Origin of the sequence: Crocosphaera sp. Alani8, from assembly GCF_038442745.1 — a bacterium.
In the GTDB taxonomy this organism is placed as follows: domain Bacteria; phylum Cyanobacteriota; class Cyanobacteriia; order Cyanobacteriales; family Microcystaceae; genus Crocosphaera.
Genome location: NZ_JARVCN010000069.1, coordinates 1 through 11782 on the forward strand (window position 1 = coordinate 1; position 11782 = coordinate 11782).

Below are 11782 nucleotides of genomic sequence, written 5' to 3' on the forward strand. Positions count from 1 at the left end.
AACTTGAGTCAGTGAACCAAGAATCCCCCGAATTATATTCGTGGGGAGTGTCAATGATTACATTGGTATCGGGGGAATGGGAGCCAGCTTTGTTAATGCTGGATTATTAACCCTGATAGCTTGCGCACTCTATCGCATCACTAAAGCTAAAATTTCTGGTACGGCGGTAGCTTGCTTATTTTTGCTGATGGGATTTGGTCTTTTTGGGAAGAATCTGATCAATGTTTGGTCTATTGTCGCAGGAGTCTATCTTTACGCCAGATTTCGCCAAGAAGTGTTTGCTAATTACATCAATGTTGCCTTTTTTGGTGGTGCCTTAGCTCCCATTTTCTCAGAAATTCTTTATAGTAGCACTCTTTCTCTACCTTTTAGAGTCCCATTGGCTGTGGGTACATCCCTAATGCTTGGCTTTATTTTACCTCCCGTCGCAGCCCATCTTCCTAAAACTCATCTGGGTTTCAATTTGTACAATATTGGGTTTACGGCCGGAGTTATGGGTAACTTAATTGTTGCACTCTACAAATCCTACGGCTTTGTCCCCGATCCAGTGATGATTTGGACTTCAGGTAACAACACTATTCTGGGGACATTTTTGATAATCTTGATTACATCGATGATTTTGGTCGGTTTTTGGCTGGATCGACACTCATGGGCTAAGTTACCGACTATTCTAAGCTCATCGGGTCAAGCTCCCACAGATTTTATTGCTTTGGTGGGGTTCGGTCCAACCTTGGTAAATATGGGTTTATGCGGACTTATTGGTTTAATTTACATTCTATTGGTGAAAGCTGACCTCAATGGACCAACTATGGCTGGCTTATTCACTATTATAGGGTTTGCGGCTTTTGGCAAGCACCCTAAAAATATCATCCCTATTATGATGGGTATTTTTCTAGGAACTCTCACGAGATCGGTCAATGCTAATGAAGCACCTTCGATCTTAGCAGCTTTATTTGGCACCAGTCTTGCTCCCATTGCAGGGAAGTTTGGCTGGTTTTTAGGGGTTTTAGCAGGTTTGATTCACTCATCAGCCGTTTTATCAGTGGGTATCCCCAAAGCTGGACTCAATCTTTATAACAATGGTTTTGTTGCTGGTATTGTCGCAACGGTGATGGTTCCTGTGATTATTTCCCTAACTTCACCTACCAACAAATGAGGTTCTTAACCAAGTAACACAAGCATCTTACCTGTTACAAGGTAGAAGCTTGTGCTACGGTTTTTGCAATTAATTTAGACTGATTATCTCAGTTTACCTTGAGCTATCTGGGTAAATTTTTGAGAAAACTCTTCATAAGATAATTCTTGTTGCCCATGTTTGAAGACTGATTTCAACAATTGCTCAATTTCAGTTTCAGACAAACCTAAATCTAAATCGTTTAGACACAAGCGTAATTCTTCGGCACTCACTGACCCAGATTGATCTATATCGAAGAAATCAAAATATTGCTTAATTGGACTGTATTTTGTGTCTGATAAACTTTTCTCAATTAAGTTGATGAATGAGTCAAAAGTGAAACCACTTTGATTGATTTGTTTGTCTATTGTTGCCCTCAAGTTTTCCATTTTCTCCCCAGAGGAAGAGCGTCCTACTGCTCTCAGTAAAGCTTGTAGTTCATCCACGGATAAAAGGTTATCGCCATTTTTGTCAAATTTCTTAAATGCTTGTTCATAAAACATCCTTTGTTCAGAACTCATCTTTATCGGCTCATTATTTTGAGAAAGGGAATTTTGTTCTTCAGAAATATAATCTAGTCCTTGAATCATACTCAAAGTACAAGCAATAGTTTTCCAAAGTTCCTCGGTACCTAGATGGGTAAGAATTTCTTCTTCTTCCTCTAGGGTAATAGAGTAAGTTTCTCGAATATTTTGAATGCTCTCTCTTTCTTCTACGGATAGTTTTTGCAAGACATCGTTGAAAGATTCAACAGATTTTTTCCCTGTTGCTATATCAAACAAATCCAAAATAATTTGTTGATGGGGATGATTTTTTGATGATTTAATTAATGTATCTAATATCTGTTGATGGTAACTTTCTTGTCTTAACCAATCTTCATGATTACTCTGTTTTTGAGGAGCAAATAAACTAGGATTTTCCACTTCAATTTCCGTTAGAATAAGTTCATGCTCTTTATCTGTAATATTAAGCTCTAATCGAGTATCTTTGAATATTCCACGACTATTAGCAATATTGACATATCCCTCGGAGATAGACTCTTTAACCATTCCTTTATAAGCTTGTAAACGCTTTTCTTTGTCAAACTCGGGAAGAACTTTCGCTAGGACATAAATCTCATCTGCACTGAGGTCTTCTAAAAAACGATTTTCCAAAAATTGCGAAACATCAAGATTTAATTTAATCAATTGTTTCTGAAGACGACTTGCTAAACTTTCTCTTTCATAAATATGGGGATTTCTATTCCAAGTTCGGTGTAACCAAATACCACTACAAACTATAACCGAAATGGGTATAAATGGATCTAAAAAACTGGGCAGAAAGCTCATGAAATTATGACCAGCAAAGAAAAAGATGATATTAAATATCAAACAAGTAGATACAGTAAACATCCGATAACGGACAATTTCACTATTGACTAATTGATTATTATAAATCAAAAAGGCTTTGTAAGATTTTTCTATCTGTTTACCTAATTGATAACCGCCCCAACCACAAAAACCAATAACAAAAGGAACAACAAATAGTTTAGGAATAGGCACTGATTTACCGAAGATATATAAACCAGGAGCTAAAACATTGGCTAGTTGATTCTCTTCATGACTCCAACTTCCAGAAAAGTAGTATTCCCAGTTTCCTGCATAAAGAAAGTAAACTATAAAATAACCAATAGCTAACCCAAAATAACCATAATAAAGCCATTGTTGTTCAGGGTTTGTAATATTCTGCCAATAAGTTCTTTCTGCATCAATATCAATACAATGGGTTTTACAAGCTACACAAGCACTTTGCTCTTTTCCTTCTGAATTAACTGTACGACACATGGATTGAGTAATCAATTTTCGCTCCCCTTCATGTGCTTTACTATTTAATAATGCTCTGGGTTCACTATAAATTTTCTGCACAGGACCCATAGGACAAAAATATTGACACCAAGATTTTCCCCCGTACAAATAACCGGTTAAAACAGCGGCGAAAATAATACAAACTAGAACAGTTCCTAATAACAGTCTTTCGGAATTGAGAAATAAAATACGACTGGTAATTCCCAAGTAAAATAAGCCCAGTTGTAAGTATAAATAATTACGACCTAGCCAAGAATCTCGTTTAACTTTAATTAACTCGTAGCGAATTTTTCCTGTTTTTTCATTGACTCTTTTGTGTTGTCTTTGTAATCCCAATGTACGAGGAATTTGGGAAAGAAAGGAAAGCGGACAAATTCTGCGCCAAAATTCATGTCCTACGATGAATAAAATAACAATTGCTAAAGGAATGACAAAACCCCAAAATATTGAGGTTCCCATCGCATAAGGAGTTTCTGTTAAACATTCTCCTTGAAGTTCTACACAATCTAATTGGGTTAATTTATCAATTGTAAATGGACTCCACTCCATACCAGGTTGAGTGAGCAAAGGAGTGATAGGATCGTAGAATAATGATGCAATCAATAAAAGCCAACTCACCGTTGCTATCCAACGCAAGGTGTTCATTTGTCGTTCAGGAATGTTTGCAAACATGACTTTCTCTTGTTCTTATAAATCGATGTTAAGGTTTTGATTATCGTTTGTAGTATAATACTAAATCCATAACAAAGTTAGTGTAGCTTCAAGAAGAGAACATGGACGCAGATGATATCTAATCAAAAAAAAGTTAAAACTCAGTTAATATAGCTTTTCTCGGACTCATGAGGTAAACCTATTTTCTGCCTCAAAAGGATAACTTCTGTTCTTCACAAGTACGAAAACTGCCATATTTATTAGTTCTGACTTGTTAAATTTTCTTCCCAGTCGGGACAAGAATCATCACTAGAACCGTAAGGATACATCCCACAAACAAATAAATTTCTACCGTATAATCGCCCGTGATAATGAGTACAACCTCGACAAGCTGGATGTACATTATGAGTGGGTTCTATTTTTGGGGAAAGCATTGATTCGGTGTCTTCGTTATACTCATGATAATAGTAGTAACCTTGAAATTCTTCTTCAACAGAAATATCATTAATGGGGATAAGAATATCATCTAAAAACTGATCAAGTTCCCTGAAGAAATCGTTTTGAAAACTCTCTGTAGCTGTTTCCACAGACTGTCCTACTTCATCCACGAAAACTTCAACAGCAACTGCTACATTTTCCATCCATTCGGTTAAATCTTTTTGCCAATCTTCCATAATATTAATTTAAAATTATTTAATATAAAATAGTATTTAATTATTGAGTTGTATTTATTTACGTTTTAGCCTATTTAACTCTTCTTGTAAAGACTCTACTTGCTGCTTAAGGTTATCTAAGTTTTCCTGTTTTGATGTATCTGTATTGTTGTCATCTTCTTCGGTAACAATTTCAATTAAACGGGGTTCTTTTTGTTCAGTTTTCTTCTTTTCATTGGACTCAGATTGTTGTGCTTGCTGAATCATATCATCTACATATTTTCGTGCTTCTTCTGCGGTTATTTCTCCCCGCGCCACCATTTCATCAGCTACTTTTTGAGCTTGAACTCTCAGTTCTTGTATGGTAGTTCCTCCTTTTTCTGCGGCATAAGAGGCAATACCAACCCCAAGATAGAATGCTTTTTGTACCAAGTTACTTAGATCAGCCATGTTGTCCTCAATTCTAGTTTTTTTTATTATAACATTAAGATTCTTAACTTTCTCTTTCTGCTAATTCTAACCATCTTTCTGTCGATGTATCAATTTCTTCTACTAATTTAGATAATTTTTCGGTCAATGTCTGCATTTCTTCAAAATCTGTAGGAGGATTATTGTATAGAGCTGCTTCTAATTGTTCTTTTTCTGCTTCTAGTAAAGGTATTTTTTCTTCTAAGTCTTTATATTCGTATTTTTCTTTAAAGGTAAGTTTATCAGACTGTTTAGATTGAGTCTTTTTAGAAGGTTTTGATTGTCTATTATTCTGAGAAGCTATTTCATTTTGTGACTGTTTTTCTTTTTCTTCAGCAGCTTTTTTATAGTCTAAGTAAACTGAATAATTACCAGGGTATTGTTTAATTTTCCCCCCTTCTTCTAAGGCAAAAATCGTGTCAACAGTTCGGTCTAAAAAGTAGCGATCGTGTGAAACAACAATGACACAGCCATTAAATTCTTCTAAATATTCCTCTAAAACAGCTAAGGTTTGTACGTCTAAATCGTTAGTTGGTTCGTCTAATATAAGAACATTTGGCGCGCTCATTAATACTTGTAATAAAAATAATCTTCTTTTTTCTCCCCCAGATAGTTTATTAATGGGAGCATATTGTTGATTAGGAGGAAAAAGGAATCTTTCTAGCATTTGAGAAGCAGTAATAACGCTACCGTCTGCTGTTTTAACTAATTCTGCAACGTCTTTTAAATAATCAATAACTCGTTGATTTTCGTTGATTGATAAATCTTCTGAATGTTGGTCAAAATAACCAAAATGAATAGTAGGTCCGATATCGACTTTGCCTGAATCGGGACTGATTCTTCTGGTGATAATATTTACTAAAGTAGATTTACCTCCTCCATTTTTGCCAATTATTCCCACCCGATCTTGAGGACTAAAAATATAGGTGAAATCCTCAATTAAAACTCTGGTATTATAGGCTTTATTAATATTTTCTAGTTCAATAACTTTTTTGCCAATACGACGACTAGCGGTACTAATTTCTACTTTTCCTTGAGCTTGTTTAAACTCTTTATTTTGCATTTCTTGAATGCGATCAATACGGGCTTTTTGTTTGGTACTTCTGGCTTTGGGACCCCGTTTTAACCATTCTAATTCCCGTCTTAATACCCCTGCGTGTTTCTTTTGACTACTAATTTCTGAGGCTTCTGTTTCTGCTTTTTTTTCTAAAAAATAAGAGTAGTTTCCTGAATAGGAGTAGAAGTCACCTTGATCAATTTCTAGGATGCGGTTGGTGACTTTATCTAAAAAGTAGCGATCGTGGGTGATTAATAGTAATGTTCCCGAATAACGGTTTAAATAACTTTGTAACCATTCTACTGAAATAGCGTCTAAATGGTTGGTTGGTTCATCCATTAATAGAGCGTCGGGTTCTGATAATAATCCTGAAGCTAGAGCTATTCTTTTGCGATACCCTCCAGATAAATCCCCAATTTTAGCGTCAAAGTTTTCGATTCCCAATTGACTCAAAACAATTTTAGCATTAGTTTCTAAAGCCCAAGCATCTAGGGTTTCAATTTGTTGGGTAACGGCGGACAAACGAGACATTAAATTATCAGTTTCTTGGGGGTTATGCGCTAATTTATGAGATATTTCTTCGTACTCTCGAATAAGTGACATTTGTTCCCCACAGTCGGCAAAAACCTGTTCTAAAACTGTATGATTTTCGTCCAAGTTAGGTTGTTGGGGTAAGTAAACAATTTTAGTTCCAGAATTAACCCATAATTCCCCTCCGTCAATGGGTTCTAATCCTGCTATTATTTTTAATAGTGTGGATTTTCCAGAGCCATTTGTACCGATTAAACCGACTTTATCCCCTTCGTCTAAACTAAATGTGGCATCTTTTAAAATTTCTTTGATTCCGAAATCCTTTTTAACTGATCGTAAGGTAAAAATGGTCATCTACTCGTTTCCTTTTTGTCCTGCTTTTAATTCTAACAAACCTGGTGTTCCTGTAAAAAAGGCATAGAGGCTATACTGTAAAGGGTTTTTGTCTTGTAATTTAGCGTAGTATGCGCCGATCATTCCTTCTATAGCATGACTAATCAATGCAATTCTTTCTAAAGGAAAAATCCAGTTTAAATTACCGAAAAATTCCCAATTATTGAGTTTGGCGTATAGATTTCCAAGCTCCCAAAAAATAGCTAGACTAATTAAGACAATGGACAATATTTTAACGGAGGTTTGTATCAACTCAAATACAGGATTGTTAATAATTTGCTTTTGTTCGTTTAGATTCATTGGTGTTTTTTTTGATAGCTATAGGTTGAAACATTAGGAAAACTCTCCATTCCCGGAAAGTACAATTAATAAATAACTAAATTTCCCAGCCTGTTTTTGTATTACTATAACTCACATCTTGCACCGGCATCATGAAGTGTTGGTTAGGTTAGGGTGTAGGGTTTAGGATCTGCGGTGAATTCCTATCTCCTGGTGTGCTGTCTTGTTGGTAATTATTAAGTTTTCTTGTACTGGTGTAAGATGTAAATAGAACCAATCACCAAGTTATATTTAATCAGATGATTCTTGAAAAATCACTTTAACAATGGTTCCTTTTCCGACTTGAGACATGATCTCGATTTTACCACCGCATTGTTCTATCAAATAATGGACGATAGTTAATCCTAGTCCTACTCCTTCAACGGGGGGGTTAAGAGTGTTGCGTCCACGATAGAAGGTATCGAATAGTTTGGGAAGATCGCTACTTTCGATTCCCATTCCTGTGTCAGTAACGGATATTTGTACACCCTCGGATCGCAAATCTGTTTGTACGGTAATGCGTCCTCCTGTGGGGGTAAATTTGAGACTATTGTGAATAATGTTTTGTAAGATGCGTCTTAACCAACCACTGGGACAAGCAACAGCAGGAAAACCAGGAGGAATGGTATATCCTAACAAGATTCCCTTTTCTTCAGCGATCGCTTGATAGGTACTAACGATCCCTGGAACCACTTCTTCGAGGTGAACAGTGGGGGCAGATTCTTCTAGACTTTGATTAAGCTGTAATAATTCTTGTAATCCTAGCAGTAGGGTATTTTGGCGATCGCATTCTCCTTTCAAGAGGTCGATATATCGTTGTCTAATGTCTCGTTTATGTTGTTTGGACTCTAGTAACCTTAAGGCAGTTTTCATGTTGGTTAGAGGGGTACTCAACTCCCTAGTGAGGGGTCCTAAGAATTCCTCTCCCAGACTAAAACTTTTTTGCAGAACCGGTTGAGGGTTTTCTTGCTGGAGGTTGAGGGAAGCAGAGGAAATGTGGGGCAAAAATTGGTACCATAACTTTGTCAATAAAGTTGTATCCACTTCAGTAGGTACAGAGAAGGGTAACTCGGAGTCTGTTAATACTTCTGCTGGGGTGACATCTGTTATGGTAATCAGATGTTTGATCGCGCTTAGTGCTTTTTGGATGACGTTGGGATTAAAGCTGTAGATCACCTTGAGAACCGTTGGTTCTAGGAGTCCCGAAGGGGGGTCTTCTTCTGGGGGAATTTGCTCTTGTGCCAAAATGAGACTACAAAGTCCAGGGGAAAGAATTAGGCAAAAATGTTCTCGTCTCAGTTGGCTACTGGTTTCGAGTACGATGGGAACCAGGTTATTCTGGGATGAATGACTCCCACGAGAGCTATGACGGGAGGGTGCAGTCCCACCACTACGACTAATACTACAACGATAAATCTGCTCAGAAAGACCTTCTTGATAATAGGTTTCTAGGGTTGTCCACCAACGGGAATGAGGCGGTAATTTTGCCCAGACAGTCCCTTGTATTTCTTGGTCAATTAAAAACTGAACCGCAGTATCAATCCACTCCCGAAAGGTGGCTGCGGAAACCGTTAGAGGGGTCAACCCAGGGTCAGTAGTTTGAGTGAGTTGATAGAGGGATAGTTCTGAGATGGTAGGAGCGTTCATCCGCTTATAACCTCTGTTTTTATACTCTATTATTCTCTCATTTGTTGGGGTTGGTGGATTAATTTTATAGAGTTTTGTTAACAATTTTTATAGGTTTTCAATTTTGAGACTTTTAATGTCCACTTTTAGTGTGTATAATCCACTGATTCAAGCTAGTCTGTGTGGTTATTAACTAATGTCTATAGTCCCGATTCAATAAATGGGAAAATTTGTATGATTTTTTGGCGTTATATCATTTTTATTTTAGCTTATATTGGGGATTTATTATTAACGGGATTGTGGGGTTTTCCTAATCCTGATCCTTCTTGGCAACAATGGACAATTGTTATTTTATTAACTTTTACTATTCCCTTTGGTTTATTTATCATATTAAACCGTAATTGGCGGAGGTGTCCTCCATTAAGGTTTTGGTTTTTCGTTTCTTTGGTAGCTTTTTTTGCTGTTGTATATTTTCAATTACGTCTTCCTTCTCCAAAATCAACGGACATAAGTTACCTAATAAAAGATAGTTTTAGATCTCAAAAAGTTCAAGTTTTAGGAAAAAATATATCAGAACCAAGAATAACCAGTAATAATCGTAAAAAGTTTTGGTTAAAAGCACAAAAGGCTAATTTTAGCAAATCAAACGAGCCATTTAAAACAGTAACAGGAAAATTGTATCTCACCTTACCAACTGAAGAAATTAATTCCATTTTTCCTGGACAAACTTTGATTGTTGAAGGAAATTTATATAAGCCAAGATCCCCTCAACATTCAGGGGGGTTTAACTTTAAAAAATATTTAGCAAAACAAGGTTCTTTTTCTGGGTTAAAAGGGGAAAAAATCGTCTTTATTGGTGAGAATACTTTTTTGGTATGGACGAATCTGAGACATCGCATTATTAATGGATTTACCAATGCTTTAGGTACTGAAAAGGGATTAGTTATTAGTTCCATGATTCTGGGAAGAAAAGCAGTTGATTTACCTCCTGAAACTCGAGATTTATTTGTTAATCTTGGACTGTCGCACGTTTTGGCAGCATCAGGGTTTCATGTGGCGTTACTGTTGGCTATTATTTTTTGGTTGACTCAATCTTTATCCCCTAATAAGAGATTAATATTTGGTGTCGTTATTTTACTATTTTATGTAGGATTGACAGGGATTCAACCATCAATCTTACGCGCTGCTTTGATGGCTTTTTCTATTTTAATTGGTCAGCTTTTAGATAGAAAAACAAATTCTTTAGGTGCTTTGTTATTATCAGGATTTTTATTGCTAGTCTTTAATCCTTTATGGATCTGGGACTTGGGATTTCAGTTAAGTTTTTTGGCAACGTTTGCTCTCTTGGTAACCAGTCCACTGATTACAAAAAAGTTAGACTTTTTACCTACAAAAATTGCATCACTAATAGCAGTTCCTATAGCAGTCGCTATCTGGACATCTCCTTTGACTATGTATGTTTTTCATAGTTTTAGTTTTTATACCATTCCCTTCAATATTTTAGCAACTCCATTAGTTATGTTATTAATAGTGGGAGGAATTATTAGTGCTATTTTTATTTTAGTAATTCCCAGTTTGGGAACACAGATAGCAATTTTTTTGTTTTGGCCTCTTGAAATTTTATTACAGTCTGCTCAACAAATACCTCACTTAAAATTAAGTGCTTTTGCTGTTGGACAAATATCTTTAATTACTTTGATTATTATTTATAGTGTTCTAATTACGATTTGGTCAAATAAAAAATTGCAAAAACATTGGAAGAAAGGTGCATTGATAATTATTGTTTTGGTAATTATTCCTATTATTCACAAAAATCTGACTCTCTCAAAAGTGACAATCTTAAAAGGTAATCAATCTCCTATTATAGTGTTACAAAATCGAGGTAAGACAAATCTAATCAATATTGGCAATGAATCAGATATAAAATACACAGTATTACCTTTTTTGTACCAACAAGGTATTAATCAAATAAGCACAGCAATTATTGCCAATCCTCGAAAAAAATTAAGTTTATCAATGCTTGAAAATAAAACTAAGGTAAATCAAACTATTTATATTTTTGATGAAGAAAAACATAATAATAAGGATAAAACTAGGAAAAGAGACTTTACTACGATAAAAGTCATTAACAAAAATATTGCGGTAGTACAGTGGCAAATTAAAGACAAACATTGGTTATGGATGGATAGTCAAACTCAGAACCTTCCATTAATATCACTCAACCTTGACCATTCCCTTGATGTATTTTTGTGGTCAGGAAACAATTTTTCAACCGACTGGATAAAATTGGTGCAACAATATAAACCAGAAGTTGTAATTATCTCTACTAATTATCTTTCAAAACTGGTTAAGAAAAAATTACGTCAAGAAAACATTAAATGGTATTGGATACAGCAGGATGGAGCAATTCAATGGATACCAAAACAGGGAATTCAACCCCTATTAAATAATCAAGGAGAAAACCTCTAAAATCGTGTATTCTAAAATACTTTTAAAATCTTAACAAATAGCAAAGTTAGTTAAAACAATTACAGTGTTTCTCTGCTTAAGGTGCTACTGTAGGAGAGAATAGAAATAGCCCTGAAATTATTATGAGGATTGCATGAATAATCCACAGTTACCTTTCAAGTGTACGAGTAGCGAACTGGAAAAAGAAGTTCTCAACCGCTTCCGTACCAAGATTGGGTTTCTCCCTTCCCAATGTCAAATTTTTCGTGAACCTTGGAATCATTCAACAGTTATTTGCCTTGATTTTGTTCAATGTCCTCATTTACTTGATTCCCTCAAAGATATGGAACCTTCTTTGATTGAAGTCTCCCAGACACTAGGATTAGGAAATGCTCTTGTTTTTCGTTTAGGTAGAAAGTTGATGGGATGGAAAAATATCGTCTCTTAAGTGTGCTATTGATTGGATATGCGAGACTAATCAGGAACAAACTTTTAATGATTAAAATTTTCTAAAAATTGGGCTTGTATTTACCGCCCACATCAGTACTATTAAGTAATCGCTAATACAGGGCTATTTCATGCTAGATGATAGGATATCTATGGTAAAATAAGTCAAAGA

Annotated in this window: 9 protein-coding genes; 3 read left to right on the forward strand and 6 right to left on the reverse strand. The window is 35.7% G+C overall.

Annotated elements, in window-relative coordinates; all coding sequences use genetic code 11:
- Nucleotides 1-40: 40 nt before the first annotated feature.
- Entirely contained in the window at nucleotides 41-1156 is a 1116-nt protein-coding gene (locus tag P9B04_RS05310) for a DUF1576 domain-containing protein (protein WP_342053961.1), read from the forward strand.
- Nucleotides 1157-1239: 83 nt separating this feature from the next.
- Here the strand turns inward: P9B04_RS05310 and P9B04_RS05315 are convergent, their stop codons facing one another.
- The 6 genes from P9B04_RS05315 to P9B04_RS05340 all read right to left on the reverse strand — a co-directional run bounded on the left by P9B04_RS05315 (nucleotide 1240) and on the right by P9B04_RS05340 (nucleotide 8736).
- Nucleotides 1240-3690: an EF-hand domain-containing protein gene (locus tag P9B04_RS05315; protein WP_342053962.1), complete on the reverse strand. Its 2451-nt coding sequence runs from the start codon at nucleotides 3688-3690 to the stop codon at nucleotides 1240-1242.
- A gap of 239 nt (nucleotides 3691-3929) precedes the next feature.
- Nucleotides 3930-4343: a hypothetical protein gene (locus P9B04_RS05320; protein WP_342053963.1), complete on the reverse strand. Its 414-nt coding sequence runs from the start codon at nucleotides 4341-4343 to the stop codon at nucleotides 3930-3932.
- A gap of 54 nt (nucleotides 4344-4397) precedes the next feature.
- Entirely contained in the window at nucleotides 4398-4772 is a 375-nt protein-coding gene (locus P9B04_RS05325) for a phasin family protein (RefSeq protein ID WP_342053964.1), read from the reverse strand.
- 43 nt (nucleotides 4773-4815) lie between these two features.
- Nucleotides 4816-6732 (reverse strand): ABC transporter ATP-binding protein, encoded by a 1917-nt coding sequence (locus tag P9B04_RS05330; RefSeq protein ID WP_342053965.1) that lies wholly within the window; start codon nucleotides 6730-6732, stop codon nucleotides 4816-4818.
- A complete protein-coding gene (locus P9B04_RS05335) occupies nucleotides 6733-7071 on the reverse strand; it encodes a hypothetical protein (RefSeq protein WP_342053966.1) in 339 nt (112 codons plus the stop codon).
- A 270-nt stretch (nucleotides 7072-7341) separates the two neighbouring features.
- Nucleotides 7342-8736, reverse strand: coding sequence for a DICT sensory domain-containing protein (locus tag P9B04_RS05340; protein WP_342053967.1), 1395 nt, complete (start codon nucleotides 8734-8736; stop codon nucleotides 7342-7344).
- Nucleotides 8737-8949: 213 nt separating this feature from the next.
- On the opposite strand from P9B04_RS05340, the gene P9B04_RS05345 reads away from it, so the two are divergent.
- On the forward strand, nucleotides 8950-11184 hold the full coding sequence (locus P9B04_RS05345; RefSeq protein ID WP_342053968.1) for a ComEC/Rec2 family competence protein: 2235 nt from the start codon (nucleotides 8950-8952) through the stop codon (nucleotides 11182-11184).
- Between the two features lie 133 nt (nucleotides 11185-11317).
- Nucleotides 11318-11611, forward strand: coding sequence for a hypothetical protein (locus P9B04_RS05350; protein WP_342053969.1), 294 nt, complete (start codon nucleotides 11318-11320; stop codon nucleotides 11609-11611).
- The last annotated feature ends 171 nt before the right edge of the window (nucleotides 11612-11782 follow it).